Below are 21,079 nucleotides of genomic sequence, written 5' to 3'. Positions count from 1 at the left end.
GATTAGTTCGAATGGCCGGATAATTGTTTGAACGTGTCATCGAGCAGGCCCCGTTCGAGGCCGATCTCGCGAAGCCGCCATCCGTTCAGGATACTGGCGGCCACGAGGCGCTCAGCGATTTCGGGGTCGCCTTCGAAATAAATGCGTACCTGGTTAGCGCTCATGAACTCCGTGCGCGTGACGCCGCGGATTGCCAGCAGTTCCGCTGCCGCCGGCGGATTCTCCAGCCGCATCAAAATACTATGTGGCTGCAGGTAGTTGTTGAAGGCGTCCATCGTATCGGCGAAGACGATCCTTCCGGCCTCGATCATGACGATCTCCTTGCAGAGCAAGTGAATTTCCGATAAGATATGGGAGGACAGGAGCACGGCGTGACGCTGGGCGATGTCCCTGATGAGCTTCCGCACTTCGATGAGCTGGTTTGGATCCAAGCCGTTGGTCGGTTCGTCCATCACCACCAGTTTAGGTTTATGGATGATGGCCTGGGCGATGCCAATGCGCTGGCGATAGCCGCCGGAGAGGTTCCGGATCAGCCGGCTCCCGACATGGGTAATGCCGCAATGCTCTTTTACTTCCGCCACTGCCGCCCTGATGCTGCTCTTTTCCATTCGCCGCAGCTCCGCGCAGTACCAGAGATATTCGTCGGTGGTCAAATCGGTGTATAGCGGCGGGTTTTGCGGGAGGAAACCGATCTCCTGCTTGGCCCGTTCCGGCTCCTTGCGCAGGTCTACGCCGTTGATGTACACATTGCCTTCCGTTTGATTGAGCACGCCGCAAAGGATGTTCATCGTCGTGGACTTGCCCGCCCCATTGGAACCCAGGAGGCCCGTGACGCCATTGCGGCCGATTTCCAGGTTGATGTCACGGATCGCCCAGGAGCTGCTGTACTTGTGCGACAGCCGCTCGAGTTTTAAAATATTGTGCATTAGATTTCCTTAGACCGTTAATAATTGTTTATGAGATATGCTGCCTGCGGAACGGTGGCTCCGCCGGGGCCGGGCAGCCCTTCCAGGGCAATCGTGTAGTTGCGATAGGGCGATGGCGTGAGCGCATAGCTGGCCAGCAGCGTGCCGCTGGCGGCATCCCGGAATTCAAAATTGTACCCTGTAACCGTAGAGGTGGCGGGATAGATCTTGAAAGCGGACAGGCCCTTGTAAGCCAGGCTGCCCACTTCCGATCCATTGGCCTGCCCCTGGATATCCACGCTGACGGGTGCGCTGCCGGGCGACAGGTTGACGAAGCGGATCCCCATGCTGCTGTCGGTTACCGGGTGATAGGGCGGTGCGTCCGCGGTGACCAGGGTGTCCGGGGCGCCGGTTGTTCCTATTAAAAAGAGACTGCGTATACTGTTCAACGGTAGATTTAGCGTAAAACTGAACAGGGGTGAACTCTTTGGCAAAGTATCCGGGTACTGGTACAAGGCGAGGGGCTGTAATCCGCTGTAATTATTGAACGCATGGTATTGGCCAAACCCGATCTGTGGAGCATTGGAATACCATTCGATGGGTTGCGTGCCGCTGAAATTGGTGACCAGGGGATTGCTGCCTGCTACCGCATTGACGATAGTGAGGGAAGCCGTGCCGGGAATGCTGTTGCTTTTCCCGCAGGAAAGCAGGGTCGCCAGCAGCAGGAGCGCCGGCAGGCGACGAAAGTATGCGTATTTCATTTTTTTGCTGTTGTTTGAAATTAATTATACCCCGGGTTTTGCGTCAGATTGGGATCGGCCTGGATCTCCGTAATCGAGATCGGGTAAAGCAATTGATAGTCACCGGCCCAGGGTTGTTTCAACGGGATCACCGACAGCACGGCATGGGCCTGGCCGGTTCGTTTGAGGTCCAGCCAACGATGGCCCCATTCCGCGAATAGCTCTACCTGTCGTTCGTGGGCAACGGCGGCGGTTACCTGTGCCGGGGTCAAAGCGGACGGGAGCGCTGGCAGGCCCGCGCGTTGGCGGATCACGTTGAGATCGGCAATGGCGGCTGCTGTGCCGCCGCCGGCGCCATTGGCCTCCGCCTCGGCACGGATCAGATACTGTTCCGCCAGGCGCAGGACCATATAATATTCCGATGCCGTTCCGCCGATGGAATAATTATAACTGCCCGTTTTGTATTTAAAGGGAAAATATGTGGTGACGGAGGGCCTACCTAGCGGAACATTTTGGGAATTGTTCGTGCTGTCCACCCAGGCCGACCGGCGGAGATCGCCGGGTTCGAACGCTGCCAATAGCTGGGGGGATAAATTGAAAGTGGAAAACCCGGTGTTGAGCGGGTTGGGCAGGATTAAAAAGCCTTCCGATGTTGCCGTTCCCAGGTCGGCGTGCGACGTATTCTGCTGTAACTGCCAGATCGCTTCGGTACTGTTCGCCAGGAAAACGCCGTTGAGGTCACTGACGAGGCTGTACTGCCCGGTGTTCGCGATGACGGCACTGGCCTGCGTGAACGCGTCGGCGTTATCGCCGGTGTACAGATAGACCCGGGCCAGCAAGGCCGTCGCGGCCCATTTATTAGGCCGGATCCGCTCTCCGCCACCAACCGAATAGTCGGCCGGCAAAGCGGCCTGGGCATCCTTGAGATCCTGGATGATCTGCCGGTACACATCGGCTTGCGGGGCCCTCGGCAAATTGCGCGTCTGGTTGAAGTCGATGGTGAGCGCCAGCGGCACGTCACCGTTAAAATTGGTCAGATAGAAATAGCAGAGCGCCCGTACGAATTTAGCCTCGCCGGTGAGTTCCTTCCGCACGCTGTCGTGCAGCAGGGGGGAAGTGGAGGCGGCGATACCGCCGATCACCGCATTGGCGCCGTAGATCTCATTGTACGCATCCCAGGCGCCGCTTCCGTCCGTAGGCAACAGGTGATTGGTGTTGACACGCACCAGGGTCCCGCTATTCGCATAGACCAGGTCGTCGGAAGACAATCCGCCGGAAATGGTGACTTCTCCATTCGCAAAGCCGGTAGGGTAATATCCGAGTGGATTGATCATCGTGGTATAGATCCCGGCCATCGCTGAACTGGCTTCCGCATCGGTGCTGAATACTTCCGCGGTCGTCAGGGTATTGATCGGCTCGGGGACCGAAACGAGTTTCCTGCAAGCGCTCAATCCCAGGATGGAGAGCAGGAGAAGTATAGCGGGTAACTTATAGTTGTATTGCATGGTCTGGGGATTTAAAAATTAAACGATAACCCACCGGTGAAGATCCTGGCCGGCGGCATGCCGCCGAAGGATTGCGTTTCGGGATCGATGCCCTTGTACCGGGAGATCACCAAAATATTTTCGGCACGGATATAAAGATTGCAACCCTGCAGGTGGGCTTTTTGCGCGGCTCCGGCCGGCAAGGCATAGGAAAAAGAAAGATTGGAAAGCCGGACGAAAGAGGCATCCGTATATACGCCGTCCGAACCGCCAAATGCGCCGTCGCTGAATGCCCCTACCGTGGTGAAGCGGGCAAATTTTGCCTTATCTCCCGGCTTTTGCCAGTGGCTGTTATAAATTTCAGGTGACTGATTGAACATCGTTCCGGGGAGTCCGTTATTGGCAAAGGCATTCTGCCCCACTTGTTTTCTGAAGCTCAGGAAGAAACTGAAGCCATAATTCTTGTAGCTGAACTGGTTGCCCACGCCGCCCGTATATTTCGGGCTCAAATCGATGGCAATATACCGGTCGTCGTCCACCGTTCCCGGCGACACATTTCCATCGATTAAGATGTTCCCATCGTGGTTATAATCCCGGAAGCTGTATTGCCCGGTGAGGGGATCCACACCTGTGTAATGGAAGAGATACTTCTCGTTAAGGGATTGACCCACTTTGTACATCGAAAAATAGGGCGAGGAGGCGATGGCGGGATAGGAACGAAGTTTATTGCGGTTGATCCCTATGTTGAAACTGGCGGACCAGGAGAAGGCGGGCGTTTTGATGATCTTCGCATTGAGCAGGAATTCCAGGCCGCTGTTCTGCACATCGGCCGGCCAGTTGGCCGTTACATTGCCGAATCCCGTGAAGACCGGGGTCGGGAATTGCAACAACTGGTCACTGCAACGATTCTGGTACCAGGCGAGTTCCAGGAGCAGGCGGCTGTCGGGGAGAAAACCCAGGTCGAAAGCGAGTTCCGCTTTCTTATTGGTCTGCCAGTGATATTCCTGGTCGACCGCATGGGTATTCACCAGCGGAGTGATGCCTTGATAAGTGACCAGCGGGGTACCGTTCACAGACCCACTGGTTGCCCATTGGGAAAGGTACTGATAGTCGCCGATGGCATCGCTGCCGGTAAGGCCATAGCTGCCCCTGAACTTGATAAAGCTGATCGCGGCGGGTAAAGCCTTTTTGACCCAGTTCTCCTCGGAGGCGATCCAGGCGGCGCCCACAGACCCGAAATTACCATACTGCCTTCCGGGCCCGAACCGGGAAGAGCCGTCCCTGCGGGCATTCAGGTCGAGGATATATTTGCCGGCCCAGTTGTAGTTGATCCGCCCGAATAAAGCCGCATACTTGTATTGCCCGTAATTTTCACCGACGGAGACGAAAGGTGCATTGGCGATCGACCGGATAAAGGCGTCATTCGTATAGCCAAATCCTAACTGGCCGCTGCCATCCGTCAGGGTCGACTGGTCGCTTCCGCCCAGCAGGATGTCCAGCTTGCCTTCGCCGATAAACCGGCGATAATTAAGCTGGGGTTCAATGATCCAGTTGTTGTTCCTGCTTTCGCCGAACTGGGCCCATCCGGTGGGATTGTAGGCGGGATCCTGGGAGGCGATGGTCCGTAGCCCGGAGTTGTGAAGCTCGGAATTGTTATAGCCCAGGCTAACACGGGCGGTCAGTCCTTTTACCAGCTCGTAACTCAACGTCAGGTTGCTGCTGAGCGCATTGGTTTGCGAGGTATAGGGCTGAAGCAGGGTATTGAACGGAAAATTATATCCCAGGCCTGCCGCGTTCCAGGGAGCGTAGTTCAGGTCGCCGGAGCTATTGTAGATCGGCGGGGCGTCGGGCGCCAGCAAGACCGCGAGGGGAGTGAATATCGAGTTGATAAGCGAATAGGAAAAATTCGTGGTCAGGGCGACGGAGAATTTCTGATCCGGGCTATGATGGTTCAGGTTGAAGGAGACGCTCGCCCGTTGATTGGCCCCGCTACGGGTAAGGATCTCCGTTTGGCGGGTGTACCCCGCCCCGATGCGGAAAACGGTGCGGTCATCGCCCCCCGACAGGGAGGTCTGCAGATTGGTGACCTGCCCCATCCCGCCCCATAGCTGGTCCTGCCAATTCACATTGCGGGTCGTGTCCCACAACAGCAGATCGGGGGCATTGCCAATGGTGGGCGCGATGCCGTCATTCTTGAAGGCCTCCCGGCGCATCTGCAGGTATTGGGTGGTATTCAACATGGCCCAGTGGCGGGTCACTTTACTCATGCCCTGGGTCAGGCTGAGATCGAATTTGGTCTTGCCCGCCTTGCCTTTTTTGGTGGTGATCAGGATGACCCCGTTGGCCCCGCGGGAGCCATATATAGCCGTGGCATCGGCATCTTTCAACACTTCGATGCTTTCGATATCGGCCGGGTTCAGGCTAAAGAAAGGGCTTTGGCCACCCGCCGGACTAAATACGCCGTTTTGGATGAATCCGGAAGAGCCGCCCTGATAACTGGACATGCCACCTAATTCCAACACCGTCAGGGGAACCCCGTCGATAATGTAGAGCGGATCCGAGGTGAATCCCGGGTTGATGGTATTCCTTCCCCGTATTTCCACCTTGACCGGGCCGCTGGCGTAGCCGGAGGTTTGGGTGACGACCATGCCGGCGACTCGTCCTTCGAGTGCCAGGAGGGGGTTCATCACTGGTTGCTTTTCGATCTCTTCGGCGCCGACCCGGGCGATGTTGCCGGTGGTCAGCCGTTGGCTGGTGGTGCCGTAAGCCTGGACCACCGTTTGGTCCAGCTCGTTCACCGCCAGCTTCATTGTGACGAGGGATATCCGGGTAACCGGATCCACCGTCAGGTAGCTATTGTTATAGCCGATAAAGCTGATGGTCAATACCGAGCCTGCCGGTGCGCCTTTGATGAAGTAATAGCCCTTTTCGTTGGTGACTGTACCCTTCTCCTTGCCCTTTATCGCCACGGTGGCGCCGGAAAGCGGGTTGCCTTTTTCATCCTGGACGATGCCAACAAGGTCGACGGTGGCCGTCGGATGATGGGCGGTGTCCGCCCCGACGACCGGGGGCACAGTCGTCTGCGGCTCCTCCCTCGCTTTGACGACGATGGTCTTGTTGATGATCGAGTAGGTGATCGGCAGCCCTTTCAGGCATTGCGAAAGCACCTCATCGACGGGTGCGTCCTTTACGATGATGCTGAATTTGCCGGCTTTGTCCAGCAAGGCATCTTCGTAAAAGAACTGGTAGCCCGTTTGCCGGTGGATCGCCTTGAAGATCTCCTGCAGGGACGCGTTGCGTTCGGAGAGCGTCACAGTTTGTGAATAGCTTCGGGCGCTGACATGCAGGCAGACGCCGAAGAGTAGCAGAGCGGTCAATCGCATAATCCGCCAAATTTTTGATAGCGCGTCGCCGGCGCAGCCGGTCCGGCGGGCGGGGCCGCCAATAACCATTTGGCGGCTAATTAGAGCCTTAATTTCCATACCTTTGTTTTGGTTTGGGTTAAACAATAAGCAGTCTGAGCAAGATTGAATGAATTGGGTTAACCCGAACGTCTCGCCGCTTCGTCTAGTCCACGGAGCGGTTTTTGTTGGGGCATCACCCGGATCGATTTACAGCATGGGCGTAGTAGTTGAATTATTGAAAGAGGATCATTTTCTTGCCTTCGATCCGGAAGCGGATGCCAGCCCGTTCGAGGATCTTCATGACTTCGGACAGGTTACTTTTCCGGCTGATGATGCCGGAGAATGAGCGGGAGGCTACGGGTCCCGGATCTACGATCTCTACGTCATACCAGCGGCCGACCTGGCGAAGGATGGAGGCCATATCCAGCCGGTTGAAGACGAACTCCCCGTTCTTCCAGGCGAGAACTTCGTCGGGGTCGATGTCCTTTTGAATGTGCCATTGTCCCGTCTTATCTATTGCGGCCTGCTCGCCGGGAGCAAGGATGCGTCCGTCGACCCTTACCGCGCCTTGCAGCAATGTCGTCCTGAGGTCGGGCTCATCCGCATAGGCATTGACATTGAAACGTGTACCGATGTCCTCCACCGTCGTCCTGCCAGCGTGGACGCGGAAGGGACCGCCGGCGTTATGGGCCACTTCGAAATAGGCTTCGCCGGTGAGTGTGACATCGCGGGTGGATGCGGTAAAAGCCGTAGGATAGCGGAGCGAGCTCAGCGCATTGAGCCAGACTTTGGTGCCATCGGCAAGGGTGACGATGGTTTGTCCGCCTTTCGCGGTGGACAAGGTATTGTAGACTACGGCCGTCGGCGGTTCCGTTGACGGTTGATAGGTCAGTTGGTTGTCCGTCAGTTTGGCCACCTGCGTATTCCCCTGGCGGGCAAGGTCTCCGTTTTGTACGCTGTCGAGGATAATGGTCTTTCCGCCGGCCAGGGTAAGGGTGGTCTTTGTGCCGGTGGGTGGCGGGACGTCATTGACAAGGGTTGCCATTGGCGATGCGACCTGCCGGGGTTTGCGGAAGAAGCCCCAATAGGCGCCTGTAGCGGCAACGAGGATGAGGATGGCCGCGGCGGCAAACCGGCGGTTGATGGACAGGAGGCGTATGCGGCCGGCGCGGCCGACCGGTCGCAGCGTCGTTGTTTTCATGCCGAGCGCCTTGTATACGCGAGCGACGGAGGCCTGGAGGGCGACCGGATCGAGGTCTTTGAGGGATTCTTCGATCCAATCCTGGCGGCTCAGCTGGTCAACGAGTGCGCGGTTGGCCGGATCGGCGACCATCCAGGTCTCCAGTGCAGACTGCTCCGCCGGTGAAAGCGAGCCGGTGCGCCGGCGGTAGATCAGACCTGCGATGTCCAGCAAGGAAGGTATATTGTCGTCAGCCATGGGCAGCGGCGGATTTAGGCGCCGTTATGATAAACACACTGCCGGATGAATTTCGGGTTAGTGCCCGACTATTTTTTTTATGAATTCAATTTTTCCAGGAGCCCGAGCAAGGTCAGGATCGCCGGCAGGATATCTTTGCCCTGCAGCTTTTCCCTAAGCAATTCGATTGCCCGGGCCTTCTGGGTTTTTACGGTATTGACGGAGATATTGAGTTGCCTGGCGATCTCGCGGTTGGGCAATCCCTCGACATACGCCAGGCGAAAGACCCTGCCGGTCTTTTCCGGCAGTTCTGCCGCCGCCCGGTGGATCTCGGCCCAGACTTCGGAGCGGATGATCTCCCGGTCGATCGTCTCCTCTTCTTCTGCGGAAGCGGCGACGAAGCCTGTGTTGCGGCGGGCCATGCTTCGTTCCGAGCGTAGCGCGTTGAGGCAGGCATTTTTGGCGGTAATGAAAAGAAAGGCCTTGATGGACTGGAAAGTTTGGCTCTTCTCGCGGGTCTGCCAGAGTTTGATGAAGGTATCTTCGGCGATGTCTTCGGCGGCCGACCGGTTGTGGACGATCCGGAGAGCAAACATAGTGATGATCGGGAAATACCGGTCCATGACATAGCGGAAGGCGGTCTCGTCGCCATCGCGGAGGCGGCCGGCACAGGTATCGTCCGTGATGAGGGTCGGGGTATTCATCAGGGATGAAAGTAAGTTTTTTTATTCAACCGGCGGAGTTTGGCTAAACCAGGTCGTGTCTATGGCCTAATTCCAAAAGGCGTCCGGATAGTCATCGGCAAGCGGGTGCTGGTGCAGTTGCCGGAGTTCGGCGCCGACCCGGGCCAGGCGTTCGGGGGCCAGTTGTGTCTCGAGCCAGGGAAATACCTCCCGTTCTTCAAACCGGATGTGGCGTTCCAGCAGGTCCGCGAGCGTCCTGTAGGTTTCGGGGGTTCCGGCTTCGGGGTCCCGGATGGTCTCGACGAGGGCCCTGATCTGCCGGTGGTCTTCGATGGCCTGGTCGCATAGAGGGCACCCCGTATTATTGTGGAAGAGGAGTTCCTCCTCTTCGGCAAAATGTTTCTCGAGATGACGCCCCGAGAAATAAAGAACGTAGGGGCGAATGCGGTCCAGGGCGGCGCCTTTTGCCAGCCCCTGGCGGATCTTCCAGCCAAACAACAGGGCGGTATGATGATCGCGGGACAGGGGGATGATATGCGGGTTGCGTTTCATTGTTTATTACTTAAAGTTACGAATTCAGAAATTTTTTTCCGTTGTCGGAAATACGGTCGTGGGACCAGGGTTGGTCGAAGCTGAGTTTGACGGTGATCCTGGCGGCGGCGAAGGTTTCCTGCAAGACCTGTTCCACAGCCGAGGTTATCGCGTCACCCATGGGGCAGAAGGGAGTGGTGAGGGTCATGAGAACGGAAATTCCCGGGCCTGGCGCGTCGAAGTCGATCCGGTAGATGAGTCCCAGATCGACCACATTCAGGCCGATCTCGGGGTCGATCACGTTCTCCAGGGCTGCGAGGGCGATGGTGCATTGGAGGTCGTTATTGGTGGTGACGTTCATGGTCAGATGGTTTGTGTGCAATGATCTTCCAAATGTTGAGATTGTAAAAGAAGGCTGTCGCGATCAGGAATGCGGACCCTGATCGGAGCAGGAGATGGCTGCGGCAGCCGATGCCTGCGAGGACGATGAGCAGGCCGGCCAGCCAGGAAAGGATCATGACGGAAAACAGTTGGTCACTCCCCAGGTCCTTTGGATTGGGTGGTTGAGCAGCGGCGGCGCGGCGATGATAAGTCTTGTTCCATACAATAAAGGGCAATGTTTTGAAGGTCATGCCGAGGATGATCGCCGTGATCCAACCAAAGAAGATGAAGAAACCGTACACCAGCACCAGGCGGCTGTCGGGGGAGCCGGCGAGGGAGCCGGTGATGATGGCGGCCAGCAGGAACAATGGAGCCAACATCATCACCACGGATGCGAGGGAGATACGGACAGGGGCATCGGTACGACGGCGAAGCCGGAGGTGATAGCAGCGGTAACAGTAGTACCCGAAGAGGGCCAGCGCAACGGCGAGGCAGGCGATGGGGAAGGCATAATAAGCCAGCTCCGCTTCGCCGAAGAACAGCAGCAGGAACAACAGCAGGCCGCCGTTGAGCAGCCAAAAGATGGTCTGGAGGAGGCGTTCGTTTGTGTATTTCGAGATGAGGAACATAGGGATCAGCCGGGACGCTACGCCAACGATCAGGCCGAGGAACCAGCCGGCGATGCCGATATGGGCATGCAGGGGAAGATAGGCCAGCGCTCCCTTTGGCAAAAAGGGAGAGGTAAAATCGATGATCAGCGCCAGGCCGGTCAGGGTCGTCAGCAGCAGCCAGCCGGCCGCGGTCGCGCAGAAAACAGCGTGTATGTTCTCTTTTTTTCCCACGGTCCCAAAGACGTTGATGAGGTAGCAGCTAACTGCGAGGACGACCCCGCTGCCGCCTGTTATGGCCGGCCAGCCGAGGTCGAAGGTATAAAAGGCATATACCAGCAGGGGGATGGCGAGGGCGGCCAGGACGAAAGAGAGGCCTGCCAGTTTCACGCTATACAGTCTGCGTTGAGTCAGGACCGGTAGTAGCTGGTAGCTGGCGCCGAGAATGATCATGGTGCCCCAACCGAGCGCCATCGTGTGGGTGATGGCCAGGAGTTTCGGTTGGAAGAAATGGGACCGGAGGGCATCGGAGGAGGTGAACAACAGGGTGGTGGCCGTTGCGAAGGCGAGGCCGGCGTAGAGGTAGAAGGGCAACACTACCTTATAGGTAGTGTTGCTTTTTTTTGTCTTTGTGTCCGCCGTCATTTCGCGTCCTTTTTGAAGATCAGCAATTGAACGTGGCCTTCGGCTACTTCGCGGATACGATAGTCAAAGCCTTTTTCCGCGAGCTCAGGGAGCAGGAAGACCGGGATGCGTTTGTGATCGACGAGTAATGCGCGGGTGGGCGGCAAACGATCCAGGGATTCGAGGATGGTCAGCATGGGCAGGGGCATTGGCAGGTCGCGGACATCGAGAGTCTGCTGTTTGCCGGCGTAACGATCGGATATTGCCTGCCAGGCGGCGGTTTCCCCGGTTTGAGAGGCTCCGGCACTCCTGGCTTGTGGGTTGGCGCTCCGGGTGTGGCTGGCAGGGATATCCGGGGTTGTCTTTTCCTTTTTGTAGAACCAGGTGTGCACCAGGTGATCACCGAGGCGGTCCGTCCAGCTGCCAAATCCTTTTTTTTCGAGGAGTGCTATCAGGGGTTGCGGTTCGAAACTGTTGATGATCTTTAGGGCGCTGTCGTTCCCCAGCGTTTGGACGGCTTTCAGGATGTCGGTCAGTGGGTCGCTGCCGGCTGAGAGGATAGGGCGGACGTCGAGCTCGATCACCGAATGGAATTCGGGGGCTTCCTCCCCTACCCTTCCCGCCGTTTCCTTTACGCCGGTTCTTCCCGGCAGTAGCTCTGTTGATTCACCGAGGGTGAAACCCAGTTTTGCGAGCGGCTGGAGAAAGGCCTGCACGGTGCATCCCCCGATGCGGCTGGCCATGGCGACGGTGGTCCTGGCGGCCATCAATTTCCGCAGCACGGGGTTACGCAGCCGGGCGAACCGGGGCGAGAGGGCGATGATGGTCTCGAGCGCGGCGGGTGATTCACGCAGGATGGCAGAAATCTTTGTATTGGCGTCGATGGTCATAGCTGTTGTTCCCATTCAAGGGCTTTTGGGAAGAGGATATTGTTTTCCAGGTGTACGTGGAGGTGAAGATCATTCTCGAACTCGTCGAGCATCCCGTACAGGAGGGTGTAGGTGGCACAGGCGTCTTCCGGCAGGGTATAATCCTTTGTCAGCGTCCGGATGGCTGCGAGGTAGTTGCCGACGGATTCGTGTTCGATCTCCATGCGGTGTATGGGATTGGCCAGGGCGCCGGCGGGGGGCTCTACCCTGGGGGTGTTTCCCTTTGCGGCCGCGGACAGTGTCTTGATATACGGGAAGAGGAAGTTTTCTTCTTTTTCGAGATGATCGGTCAGTTCCACCGCTACCTGTTCGACTCCCTGACATAGAGCGAGGAGTTCGGGATGGCGGCTGCCATGTACGCGCAATACTTTTTGCGCATAGGTCAGGATATCGGGGAGATTTTTTTTGACATAGGCGTGATGGGTGTTGACGATGTAGTCGGCGAGGAAGGCCGGGTCCCACTGGTCGTAAGGGATGGCGCCGGCGTCGCGGACCTGGTCCACTTGTTGGAGTTCGCGTTCGATCCGGGTGGTGTCGAGGCCTTTTTCTTCGCAGGCCTGCCGGACCGTCTTTTTTCCACCGCAGCAGAAATCGAGACCATATTTCTTGAAGATCTTTGCTTTTCGGAGATCTTTGGCAGCGATCTGGCCGAGGGTTTCGCTGCCTGTGCTTTTTTTGGCGATGCGTACGCGCCACCATTCAGGACCCTGTTCGAGATATTCCCAGGTGAAGATATCGCCCCTTTCACCCAGCAGTTGATAGTAGAGAGGTTTGGGGTCGTGGTCGTTAACAATCGTCAGGTCTTCTCCTTCGGTAAGCTGGTCGAAGCGGGCGAAGATGGTCGGGTGCTTCTGGCGTGGTTCGAGGATTGTCACGTCGAGCGTGTTTTGTCGGAGCATATGTATTACGATTTAAGTTTTAAATTATGATCTGAGTTTTGTTTCGTCGTTGATCCGGAATTTCTTTCCTGCGGTGGCAATCCATCCCTTGTCCCGCCATTCGGACATGAGCCGGAAGACGGCTTCATAGGTCGTTCCCGCATAGGAGGCGATGTCCAGGCGGGTGATGGGCAGTCGTATGAAGCCGGCATCACCCGTGCCGAAAATGTCACGGATGGTGAAGAGGGCGTCCGCCACACGGGTTTTGACCGGTTGAACTGCGAGGTCGCGGATCCTTCTCTCCGCCTGCTGTAATTCCGAGGCGTAGAGGCGCATCATCGTATAGACAAAGGGGGGATTTGCGCTGAAGGTGGCTTCGAGGAATTCGGTGGTGATAAAGCAGACCCGGGTATTTTCCAGGGCCGTTGCGGAAATGGGAAAGGCCGTTCCGGCGGAGTAGCCCCGGTGGCCGAGGATGGCTCCGGCTGTTGCAAAACGCAGGATGAACTCCTTGCCGTCGCCCCAGGACTGGTGAACCTTAACCGCTCCGTCGTTGATGAAATAGATGCCCCGAACTTCGTCGCCTTCGCGGAAGATCGTCTGGCCTTTTTTGAATGCGAGCATCTTTCTTGCGCCGTTGATCGCATCCTGCCACTCCGGGAGGCAATGGCGACAGAGGAAACAGCGGTTGAGGTCGCAGGCGTCCTGGCTTTCCGTATCGGGTTCCTTTATTGTCATTGTTTGTCGTTTGTCTCTTATTGGCATTTGTGATTGTTTGGCGATTGTCTTCTACCGGTATTTGTCACGGTTTGGCGAGGAGTTGGTTGATCGTGTTTACAGCGACTGAGGTTTGTGGGTCAAGACCGTCGATGGACCGGGCGATCGCGCCGGTGGCGTCGAGGATGAAGATGCCATTGGTGTGACTGAAATTGCTTTCGCCGAGCTGCTGGTAGCGTATGTTGAGCAGCATGGAAAGTTCTCTTACCTGGCCGGCGTCGCCATGGAGCAGTTCCCAGTGGTTGCCGAGGCCCTGTTGGGAGGCGAAGCGGCTGAGTTGGGAGGGGATGTCCTTTTGCGAGTCAAAGGAGACCAGGACATACCCTACCCTATCCTTTGACCCGGCCGGGAGTGAAACTTCTATCTGCTTTATGTCCTGCACCAGCCGGGGGCAGGCATAGCCGCAATGAGTAAAGATCATGGCCACAACCCGGACCTTGCCTTTGAGCTGGTTGAGCGAGAGGCGGTGATCATGCTGATCGGACCAGATTCCGGGGAGTTGGTAAATGGAAGTACCGGGGAGCAGTGGGGCAGCGGACTCGTTGTCCCTGCTGCAGCAGGAGATGGGGGCGGAAACGGACCTTCGGTGACAGGACAGGACTGTTGCCGTAACAACCAGGAGCAGCAGCGATGAGCGTCGAAGAGTGATCATATCGTTGATTTTTAAGTTCTTATTTGTTATTAGGGGCATCTTTTGCACAGCGGAAACCCAGGCTGCCGACGGTATAGGTAGCGCGGAGACTTTCGCGGAAAGCATATCGCATGTAGGCGGCGTAGTCTTCTTTGTTGGCTGCGGCCTGGCCGCCGGCGCCGCAGAACAGGGCGTTGACCGCGGGATCTTTATTTTCCGCGCCGGCCTGGAGCATCACGCTGTTGAAGTCTTCGACCCATTCCCAGACGAGGCCGTGCATATCGTAGAGGCCGAAGTTGTTGACATAGGTGGACTGCACGGGCGGCAGGAGTACCGGGGCCGGGTGATCGTACCATTCAAGGATGATCCTTGTGAGATCCTGGCGTTTGCTGATGTTCGATGGGCGGGCGGACGCCGCGTATTCCCATTCTGCGAGGGTAGGCAGTCGTTTGCCCAGCCATTTGCAATAGGCGTTTGCGGCAAACCAGGAGATGTTGGTCACGGGGCTGTTGGTGATCCGGGGATCTCCGATTTCGAAGTCGGCGAGCCACTGTTTCAGGTAACCGCTGTCTGCGAAGACCCGGGCTATCTTCGATCTCGCCCAGGAGGGGTTCGCACGGACGAAGCGGAGGAACCCGGCGTTGGTGACTGCATGGACATCGATATAGAACGTCGCGACTTCTATTGCCCGGTTCTCACCGGCGAGCCGGAGAAAGGGTTTGAAACTCCCTTTGGGGATCCGCTGCATCTTCGTGGTTTCTGCGTGTGGATGACGGTTTGAACCGCCGGGGTTTGTCTCTGCGTGGAGGCATGGTCGTTCCACCAGGAACAGGCCCGGCAGCAAGAGAAGTGCGACAATGGCTTTCATGGCGGTGGTTTTATTGGTTGCGGAATTTCTTTACTTCTTTTTCCTGTATGACCGGACTTTTGTTACCCCAGCTGTTGCGAACGTAGCTGAGGATATTGGCGACCTGGTCGTCGCCGAGGGGAAGCTGGGGCATGACCCCCTGGAATTTCTTTCCGTTGACGGTTATCGGTTCGTTGTTGATCCCGTGGAGGAGGATGCCGATGCCTTTGTCTCCGCGGCCCATCAGGAAGTCGGATTTTGCCAGGGGAGGAATGGCGCCGGGGAGCCCCAGGCCGGTGGGTTGGTGACAGGAGGAACAATTGGTCTCGAAGAGCAGTTGGCCTTTCTTATAGCGGTCGGCGAGCGGCAGTTCGGGGGTTGGAGCTTCGGTGGGTTCGTCGCTCGCGACGGCGTCGGATGCGCCGGGCTGGAATAGTTCATCTTTGATCTTGCCGGAGTACACGATCTTGTCGGCTTTACCGGTGACGACGAGCTGGGCGATGGCGCCCTGGTTGAAGGCACGGAAGATGGAATGGTCGACGATGGAATAGGTACCGGGTTCACGGCAAAGGAATTCGACGATCGCTGCGCCGCCGGAGGGTATCAGTGTCGTGCCGATATTCTGATGCACCTGGGTTCCGCCTTCTTCATACACTTTATCGAAGATCTGGCCGATGACGTGAAAGGAAGACACGAGGTTGGGGCCGCCGTTGCCGACATAGATCCTGACGCGGTCGCCTACTTTGGCCCGGAGGGCGTTGGCGCCGGAGGCGGCGCCGACGCTGCCGTTGAAGACCACGTATTCGGGCTGTTCTTTTATGGCCTTGTCCATATCGAAGGGTTGCAGGCCGGGTTCGCCGTTCTTTCCTTTTGTATAGAATTCGCCCTGCATGAGATAAAATTCCTTATCGACTTTGGGGAGTCCTTCGTGGGGCGTCACCAGGATCAGGCCGTACATGCCGTTGGCGATGTGCATTCCGACGGGGGCGGTGGCGCAGTGGTAGACATAGAGACCGGAATTCAGGGGGCGGAAGCTGAAGACGGAAGTGTGTCCGGGAACGGTGAGCGTTGCTTCGGCGCCGCCGCCGGGACCGTTGACCGCGTGGAGGTCGATGTTATGGGGCATCTTATTGTTGGGGTCATTGCTGAGGTGGAGTTCCACCTCATCGCCCTGGCGGACCCGGATGAAGGGGCCGGGGACGGAACCGCCGAAGGTCCAATAGGTATAATCGACCCCATCGGCCAGCTTCATTACTTTCTCCACCACTTCGAGGTTGACGATGACCTTTTTCGGTTCATCGTAATCGCGGGCGGCGGGGACCAGGGGTGCACGCGTGAGCTCGGCCGTGTAGTAGCCGTTGGCGGCGGCGGTGTCGTTAAACGCTTTGGCGGCGGTAGCGCCTGCCTGGTTGCACCCTGTGAGGGCGAATATCGTCCAGCAGGAAAAGCCTGCCAGAGCCACGATCAAAAGGGCTTTCGGGGGGTTCGGATCGTTGAATATCTTTTTCATGTCTTTGAGTTGGAGGGAGCGAATGAATTATGAATCAAAAGTAGAATGGGGCGGATGGCCGGGAAATGATCCCGGTCCGGCAAAAACCTGATTTTTATCATGTTTTGAGGTGAGCTGATGAAAATCATCGGAAAAAGTGATAAAAGGGGGTATCCCGTCGAAGAGGATATCGATAGTTTTGCTTCCGATGTTATTCAGACCTAAGATATTAGACACATTAAAGAACTATTCCGGTGCGCAGCTGATGCGGGACCTGCTGGCGGGTGTAATCGTGGGCATCGTGGCGTTGCCGCTGGCGATCGCCTTTGGGATCGCTTCGGGGGTTTCGCCGGAGAAGGGTCTTTTTACGGCGGTGATCGCGGGGCTGATCATTTCGGGGCTTGGCGGAAGCCGGGTGCAGATCGGCGGGCCGACGGGGGCTTTTATCGTCATCGTTTATGGGATCGTGCAGCAATATGGCGTGACGGGGTTGATCATCGCAACGTTCATTGCGGGGGTGATGCTTATTTTGATGGGGCTTGCACGGCTGGGTACGGTCATCCAATATATCCCGCATCCGCTGATCGTGGGATTTACCAGCGGGATCGCGCTGGTCATCTTCTCTTCGCAGGTGAAGGATCTTCTTGGGCTGCATTTGGCGACGGTGCCTGCTGACTTTTTGGACAAGTGGCGGGTGTTCGGGCAGCATTTTTCTTCTTTGAACCTTTCCGCCTTTGGGATCGCGGTCGCGACCGTGGCGATCACGCTGGGCTGGTCGAAGGTTACGCACCGGGTGCCGGGGTCGCTGATTGCGATCCTGCTTACGACGGCGGTGGTGTCGCTGTTTCACTTGCCGGTGGAGACGATCGGCAGCCGCTTTGGACGGATATCTTCTTCGTTTCCCACGCCGGCTATTCCTTCGTTGGATCTTGCGACTATCCGTAAGATGGTGCAGCCGGCTTTTACGATCGCGTTGCTGGGTGGAATAGAATCGTTGCTTTCGGCGGTGGTGGCGGATGGGATGATCGGGGGCAGTCACCGGTCGAACACGGAGTTGATCGCGCAGGGGCTTGCTAATATCGGGTCATCTGTGTTTGGCTGTATCCCGGCGACGGGGGCGATCGCCCGAACGGCGACCAATATCCGCAATGGGGGACGCACGCCGGTGGCGGGTCTTACGCATGCGATCGTGCTGCTGCTGATCATGCTGTTTGTGGGGCGATGGGCGGCGTTGATCCCGATGGCGACGCTGGCGGGTATCCTGGTGGTGGTGGCGTACAATATGAGTGAGTGGGAGAATTTCCTGGCGATAGTCAAGGGGTCATGGAGTGACCGGGCGGTGTTGCTGACGACCTTTCTGTTGACGGTGTTGGTGGATCTTACGGTGGCCATCGAGATCGGGCTTGTGCTGGCGGCGTTTCTTTTTCTGCGGCAGATGGTGAAGAGCAGCGCGGTGGGCCCCTGGGTTGGGGTTGATGACGAGGAAGATCGCCCGGCGGAGGGTACGACGGTTGCCGGCGGTACGGCGGAGGGCGGTGCGGGGCGTGCTTCAGGGGAGGGTGGAGAAGCGGGTGTTGGGGCCGGAGCCGGTTTGCCGCGATCGGTGGAGGTCTTCGAGATCCGGGGACCGTTGTTCTTTGGCGCGGTGTATAAATTCAAGGATGCGATGAAGCAGGTGGAGCGGGCGCCGAAGGTGTTGATCCTGCGGATGCGGCATGTTCCTATTATCGATGCCAGCGGGATACGGGCGTTGAAGGAGATACATAAGGAGTTCCGGCACGGGGGAACGAAGCTGATCCTTTCGGAGGTGACGAACCCGGGAGTGGTGAAGGCATTGAAGGACGCGCGGTTGTTGTTTGCGATCGGGAAGGCCAATGTGACGGAGAGCTTCGAGGAGGCGATGAAGCGGGGAAGGGAGTTGTTGTAAGCTTTTTCTTCTACCTTATTTTTCGGGTTCGGGCGTGCCGGGCGCCTTGCTTCCGAGGCGTTCGGGCTCTTCCGGCTTCTCGTTGCGCCAGTTTGGATTGTATTTTACGAAGAAGGATAGCCAGATGGCCCTGGACAGCCGCATCAGGTAGGGCTGGGCGAGCAACAGGACGATCATGTTGATCCCCATCCACCAAAAGAAGCGGGTGTCGCTGAGGGAGAAGCCGATCAGCACCCACCAGGCGATACAGGTGGCCACCGACAGGGCAACCGTGAGGGCGTAGCTTACATAGCTGGTTCCGTACCAGAAGCCGACCTCTATTTCCATTCGTTGTCCGCAGGCCGGGCAACGTTCGTTCATCTTCATGAAGGCCCGCAGACGGTATGAGTTGCGGACCTGAAACATATCGCCTCTCCGGCATCTGGGACATTTGTGTCTCAAGAGGCTTTCTATATAACCCGGGTTACGATCCTTCTTTTCTGCGGTCATGCGTTATTACTTTATATTTTCATCCAAAACCGGAGCAAGGAGCCGATGTGCTCCTCTATCAGTTGGTAGCCCCGTGGCATTACTCCTTCGAGGCAATGGAAAGTAGCCACCCTTGTTCCCACCGGCATTTCATTCAGCTTCCTGCGGAGGATACGATGGTAGTGGCTGTATAAATTGGGAGAACATGCGATGCTCTCATCGATCCTGCCGGTATCCAGCAGGTTCTCATAAAACGAGTTATAAAAGTAAAAATGGTCGAAGGCTTTGAAATGCAGGTGGGCAAAGTTCCGATGAAAGAAATGCGCGTTTGTCAGCCCAAGGATATTGCGGGCTGTCTCCGCATGCGCCACCAAATGACGGCGTTGTTCGACACCGAAAAAAAGCGCATCGGGCCGGAAATGGGCTGCGGTCAAAACAAACTTCCCTACCCCGCTGCCGATGTCCAGTATCTTGCTGCCTGGTGATGGAACAAGAAACTCCAGCGCCAATTTGGAAACGTCTATGGGCGACCAGTGTCTTTCCGCAAGCGTCTGGATCGCTTTGGGGTACAAGTGATGCAACTGTTGATCTGATTGGAACCACCGGTCGATTCCCGGTTCAAAAGGGACAGCGGAGCTGGGCATTCGGCGAAGATATCGCGAAGCGCAGACCTTAAAAACAGCGTTTTGTCACTATTCCAGGTGATTTTTTGCAACTTTAAAAAATGTTACCTTTGAAGACGTGAGTATCAATGGATTATTCCCAATTGAGAAATGGAACTTCAAAAGCCGGTCTATCCTCGATAATCTGCCGGAGGAGGATCAGGCCCTTCTTCTTGGCCATCAGACCGAGCAGACCTACGGTAAAGGCGAAATAGTGTTCAGGGAAGGCGGACTCCCCACCGGTATTTTTTATATCATAGAGGGTAAGGTAAAGAAATACAAGGCTGATTATGGCGGGGGGGAGCCGATCATCTATGTCGCCGGTTCGGGTGAGTTGATCGGCTATCAGGCCGTGCTGTCCGGCGAGCGGTTCCCTGATTCCGCTGCTACGCTGGAGAAGAGTGTGATCGCCTTTATTCCCAGGGAAGCATTCCTGGCTGTATTGCAACAGTCTACAGTGCTCAACGGGCGGTTGCTGCAGTTGCTCGGCCATGAGTTCACGGTATTTGTGAACAACCTGACCCTGTTCTCCCAGCGGCCGGTACGTGAACGGTTTGCATTGCAGCTGGTGGTGTTACGGGAAAAATATAAACCGGCGGTCGCTTCGGAGGCTCCTGTAGAGATCAACCTATCGCGCGAAGACCTGGCCAACCTTGTGGGCACCCGCAGGGAGAATATTGTCCGTATCCTGGCTGACTTTAAGGACGAGGGTATCCTTGTTACCAGGGGCAGGAAGATCATCGTACAGGATGTGAGGCAATTGATACGAATTGCCAATTTCAAGTAGGGCTTTTTTTGCGAGCGAGTCGATGGTAGACTCTTATTCTTCCGAGCTTTTGTTGCCGGTTATTAGTTGCCGTTTGGCCAATTCCGAGCCTGGCGGGGCGGCGACGGGATTGGTGACCAATTTAAATTTCAGCTGGTCGTTCTTTTTGAGGGCGATGAGGACGGCCTGGAAGGAGGGATTGGCCGCGGCGTCGTCGCCCTTTACCATGATGGTCATGGGTTTTCCTTCGAATGCCGTTACGACGTGGATCCAATCGATGAGCTGGTTGTTGGTGCTGTCCTGGGCGGGGATACCCGAAGATTTATAGGACTTTACCTGGTCGGGGTGGAGATCGAGGTATGGCCGGAGGCTTTCGAAGGAGATGAGTTTGCGTGTTGTTTCCATATTCAGTCGCCTACTATTTTGCGGGAGGTGTGCGATGCAAAGGGGACTACCAGGGGCATATCCGCGTCAACCGGGTCATCCGGGGTATGTTTCTTGCGGCCCTAAACGAAAAACGTATGAGTAAGAGAAAGAGAGACGATGTTCCGGCTGAAATTCCCCTGCCGGGCGGGGTTCCGGAGGTGCGGCCGGAGGAGCCGGCGGAAGAGCCGGTTGTTCCCGGGCCGGTGCGGGAGCCTGAGCCGCCGATAGAGCCGGACCGGCCTTCACCGGGGCCTTTTCCGGACCCGACTTCGCCGGAGAGACCGGCGCCGGATGAGCCGCCGCGGATGGGTTGAGGTTCTCCCATACACGATAGATAGCCCCTTTGTGTGGCTTGTCTTCTTCATCTGAGTTTCCGTCCAAACGGGCGAGATCATTCTTTAGCTCCTGCTGGAAGCGGTGGGATTCGCGGATGAGACTGGAGCACGAATTCGAGGCCTTCGGCGACATCCCGGCGAGGGGTCGAAAAAATTTGTGCCGGTTG

The 21,079-nt window shown here is 56.9% G+C and carries 21 protein-coding genes; 3 read left to right on the top strand and 18 right to left on the bottom strand.

The window, feature by feature from the left end; all coding sequences use genetic code 11:
• Positions 1–2 precede the first annotated feature (2 nt).
• The 15 genes from VHE34_RS03880 to nirK all read right to left on the bottom strand — a co-directional run bounded on the left by VHE34_RS03880 (position 3) and on the right by nirK (position 16,349).
• Positions 3–926, bottom strand: coding sequence for an ABC transporter ATP-binding protein (locus tag VHE34_RS03880; protein WP_325584788.1), 924 nt, complete (start codon positions 924–926; stop codon positions 3–5).
• A gap of 17 nt (positions 927–943) precedes the next feature.
• On the bottom strand, positions 944–1,666 hold the full coding sequence (locus VHE34_RS03875; protein ID WP_325584786.1) for a hypothetical protein: 723 nt from the start codon (positions 1,664–1,666) through the stop codon (positions 944–946).
• Positions 1,667–1,686: 20 nt separating this feature from the next.
• Positions 1,687–3,150, bottom strand: coding sequence for a RagB/SusD family nutrient uptake outer membrane protein (locus VHE34_RS03870; RefSeq protein ID WP_325584784.1), 1,464 nt, complete (start codon positions 3,148–3,150; stop codon positions 1,687–1,689).
• A gap of 11 nt (positions 3,151–3,161) precedes the next feature.
• Positions 3,162–6,512: a SusC/RagA family TonB-linked outer membrane protein gene (locus VHE34_RS03865; protein WP_325584782.1), complete on the bottom strand. Its 3,351-nt coding sequence runs from the start codon at positions 6,510–6,512 to the stop codon at positions 3,162–3,164.
• A 253-nt stretch (positions 6,513–6,765) separates the two neighbouring features.
• Positions 6,766–7,971, bottom strand: a complete 1,206-nt coding sequence (locus VHE34_RS03860) for a FecR family protein (RefSeq protein WP_325584780.1) — start codon at positions 7,969–7,971, stop codon at positions 6,766–6,768.
• A gap of 77 nt (positions 7,972–8,048) precedes the next feature.
• On the bottom strand, positions 8,049–8,654 hold the full coding sequence (locus VHE34_RS03855) for an RNA polymerase sigma-70 factor (RefSeq protein ID WP_325584778.1): 606 nt from the start codon (positions 8,652–8,654) through the stop codon (positions 8,049–8,051).
• A 66-nt stretch (positions 8,655–8,720) separates the two neighbouring features.
• Positions 8,721–9,185, bottom strand: coding sequence for a hemerythrin domain-containing protein (locus tag VHE34_RS03850; protein WP_325584776.1), 465 nt, complete (start codon positions 9,183–9,185; stop codon positions 8,721–8,723).
• Positions 9,186–9,201: 16 nt separating this feature from the next.
• On the bottom strand, positions 9,202–9,525 hold the full coding sequence (locus VHE34_RS03845) for a metal-sulfur cluster assembly factor (RefSeq protein ID WP_325584774.1): 324 nt from the start codon (positions 9,523–9,525) through the stop codon (positions 9,202–9,204).
• On the bottom strand, positions 9,506–10,798 hold the full coding sequence (locus VHE34_RS03840; protein ID WP_325584772.1) for a cytochrome C oxidase subunit I: 1,293 nt from the start codon (positions 10,796–10,798) through the stop codon (positions 9,506–9,508). Before VHE34_RS03840 ends, VHE34_RS03845 begins: the two co-directional genes overlap by 20 nt.
• Positions 10,795–11,682, bottom strand: coding sequence for a DUF2249 domain-containing protein (locus VHE34_RS03835; protein ID WP_325584770.1), 888 nt, complete (start codon positions 11,680–11,682; stop codon positions 10,795–10,797). The genes VHE34_RS03840 and VHE34_RS03835 overlap by 4 nt, the downstream gene beginning before the upstream one ends.
• Complete coding sequence (gene ric / locus VHE34_RS03830; protein ID WP_325584765.1) at positions 11,664–12,605, bottom strand: iron-sulfur cluster repair di-iron protein; 942 nt, start codon at positions 12,603–12,605, stop codon at positions 11,664–11,666. The genes VHE34_RS03835 and ric overlap by 19 nt, the downstream gene beginning before the upstream one ends.
• Before the next feature lie 24 nt (positions 12,606–12,629).
• On the bottom strand, positions 12,630–13,322 hold the full coding sequence (locus VHE34_RS03825) for a Crp/Fnr family transcriptional regulator (protein WP_325584763.1): 693 nt from the start codon (positions 13,320–13,322) through the stop codon (positions 12,630–12,632).
• A gap of 64 nt (positions 13,323–13,386) precedes the next feature.
• Positions 13,387–14,013: an SCO family protein gene (locus VHE34_RS03820; RefSeq protein ID WP_325584761.1), complete on the bottom strand. Its 627-nt coding sequence runs from the start codon at positions 14,011–14,013 to the stop codon at positions 13,387–13,389.
• 19 nt (positions 14,014–14,032) lie between these two features.
• On the bottom strand, positions 14,033–14,860 hold the full coding sequence (locus VHE34_RS03815; protein ID WP_325584759.1) for a formylglycine-generating enzyme family protein: 828 nt from the start codon (positions 14,858–14,860) through the stop codon (positions 14,033–14,035).
• Between the two features lie 10 nt (positions 14,861–14,870).
• Positions 14,871–16,349, bottom strand: a complete 1,479-nt coding sequence (gene nirK, locus VHE34_RS03810; RefSeq protein ID WP_325584757.1) for a copper-containing nitrite reductase — start codon at positions 16,347–16,349, stop codon at positions 14,871–14,873.
• 187 nt (positions 16,350–16,536) lie between these two features.
• Between nirK and VHE34_RS03805 the strand changes: the two genes are divergently transcribed.
• A complete protein-coding gene (locus VHE34_RS03805; RefSeq protein ID WP_325584755.1) occupies positions 16,537–18,255 on the top strand; it encodes a SulP family inorganic anion transporter in 1,719 nt (572 codons plus the stop codon).
• 15 nt (positions 18,256–18,270) lie between these two features.
• Here the strand turns inward: VHE34_RS03805 and VHE34_RS03800 are convergent, their stop codons facing one another.
• A complete protein-coding gene (locus VHE34_RS03800; RefSeq protein ID WP_325584753.1) occupies positions 18,271–18,621 on the bottom strand; it encodes a DUF983 domain-containing protein in 351 nt (116 codons plus the stop codon).
• Positions 18,622–18,755: 134 nt separating this feature from the next.
• Entirely contained in the window at positions 18,756–19,367 is a 612-nt protein-coding gene (locus VHE34_RS03795; protein WP_325584750.1) for a class I SAM-dependent methyltransferase, read from the bottom strand.
• Between the two features lie 97 nt (positions 19,368–19,464).
• On the opposite strand from VHE34_RS03795, the gene VHE34_RS03790 reads away from it, so the two are divergent.
• On the top strand, positions 19,465–20,172 hold the full coding sequence (locus VHE34_RS03790; RefSeq protein ID WP_325584748.1) for a Crp/Fnr family transcriptional regulator: 708 nt from the start codon (positions 19,465–19,467) through the stop codon (positions 20,170–20,172).
• A 33-nt stretch (positions 20,173–20,205) separates the two neighbouring features.
• On the opposite strand, the gene VHE34_RS03785 is transcribed toward VHE34_RS03790, so the two are convergent.
• Positions 20,206–20,556 (bottom strand): hypothetical protein, encoded by a 351-nt coding sequence (locus tag VHE34_RS03785; RefSeq protein ID WP_325584746.1) that lies wholly within the window; start codon positions 20,554–20,556, stop codon positions 20,206–20,208.
• Positions 20,557–20,672: 116 nt separating this feature from the next.
• On the opposite strand from VHE34_RS03785, the gene VHE34_RS03780 reads away from it, so the two are divergent.
• A complete protein-coding gene (locus VHE34_RS03780; protein ID WP_325584744.1) occupies positions 20,673–20,891 on the top strand; it encodes a hypothetical protein in 219 nt (72 codons plus the stop codon).
• Positions 20,892–21,079: the final 188 nt, after the last annotated feature.

Source organism: Puia sp. (genome assembly GCF_035546395.1).
Taxonomy (GTDB): Bacteria; Bacteroidota; Bacteroidia; order Chitinophagales; family Chitinophagaceae; genus Puia.
This window is presented reverse-complemented; position numbering and strand designations above follow the sequence as displayed.

Excerpts from the sequence above, each read along its gene's own strand:
- VHE34_RS03785 (WP_325584746.1), bottom strand. The coding sequence starts at position 20,556 with ATGGAAACAACACGCAAACTCATCTCCTTCGAAAGCCTCCGGCCATAC.
- VHE34_RS03820 (WP_325584761.1), bottom strand. The coding sequence starts at position 14,013 with ATGATCACTCTTCGACGCTCATCGCTGCTGCTCCTGGTTGTTACGGCA.
- VHE34_RS03855 (WP_325584778.1), bottom strand. The coding sequence starts at position 8,654 with ATGAATACCCCGACCCTCATCACGGACGATACCTGTGCCGGCCGCCTC.
- VHE34_RS03815 (WP_325584759.1), bottom strand. The coding sequence starts at position 14,860 with ATGAAAGCCATTGTCGCACTTCTCTTGCTGCCGGGCCTGTTCCTGGTG.
- VHE34_RS03865 (WP_325584782.1), bottom strand. The coding sequence starts at position 6,512 with ATGCGATTGACCGCTCTGCTACTCTTCGGCGTCTGCCTGCATGTCAGC.
- VHE34_RS03805 (WP_325584755.1), top strand. The coding sequence starts at position 16,537 with ATGTTATTCAGACCTAAGATATTAGACACATTAAAGAACTATTCCGGT.
- VHE34_RS03840 (WP_325584772.1), bottom strand. The coding sequence starts at position 10,798 with ATGACGGCGGACACAAAGACAAAAAAAAGCAACACTACCTATAAGGTA.
- VHE34_RS03795 (WP_325584750.1), bottom strand. The coding sequence starts at position 19,367 with ATGCCCAGCTCCGCTGTCCCTTTTGAACCGGGAATCGACCGGTGGTTC.
- VHE34_RS03780 (WP_325584744.1), top strand. The coding sequence starts at position 20,673 with ATGAGTAAGAGAAAGAGAGACGATGTTCCGGCTGAAATTCCCCTGCCG.
- VHE34_RS03800 (WP_325584753.1), bottom strand. The coding sequence starts at position 18,621 with ATGAAGATGAACGAACGTTGCCCGGCCTGCGGACAACGAATGGAAATA.
- VHE34_RS03880 (WP_325584788.1), bottom strand. The coding sequence starts at position 926 with ATGCACAATATTTTAAAACTCGAGCGGCTGTCGCACAAGTACAGCAGC.
- ric (WP_325584765.1), bottom strand. The coding sequence starts at position 12,605 with ATGCTCCGACAAAACACGCTCGACGTGACAATCCTCGAACCACGCCAG.
- VHE34_RS03875 (WP_325584786.1), bottom strand. The coding sequence starts at position 1,666 with ATGAAATACGCATACTTTCGTCGCCTGCCGGCGCTCCTGCTGCTGGCG.
- VHE34_RS03825 (WP_325584763.1), bottom strand. The coding sequence starts at position 13,322 with ATGACAATAAAGGAACCCGATACGGAAAGCCAGGACGCCTGCGACCTC.
- VHE34_RS03845 (WP_325584774.1), bottom strand. The coding sequence starts at position 9,525 with ATGAACGTCACCACCAATAACGACCTCCAATGCACCATCGCCCTCGCA.
- nirK (WP_325584757.1), bottom strand. The coding sequence starts at position 16,349 with ATGAAAAAGATATTCAACGATCCGAACCCCCCGAAAGCCCTTTTGATC.
- VHE34_RS03850 (WP_325584776.1), bottom strand. The coding sequence starts at position 9,185 with ATGAAACGCAACCCGCATATCATCCCCCTGTCCCGCGATCATCATACC.
- VHE34_RS03870 (WP_325584784.1), bottom strand. The coding sequence starts at position 3,150 with ATGCAATACAACTATAAGTTACCCGCTATACTTCTCCTGCTCTCCATC.
- VHE34_RS03860 (WP_325584780.1), bottom strand. The coding sequence starts at position 7,971 with ATGGCTGACGACAATATACCTTCCTTGCTGGACATCGCAGGTCTGATC.
- VHE34_RS03835 (WP_325584770.1), bottom strand. The coding sequence starts at position 11,682 with ATGGGAACAACAGCTATGACCATCGACGCCAATACAAAGATTTCTGCC.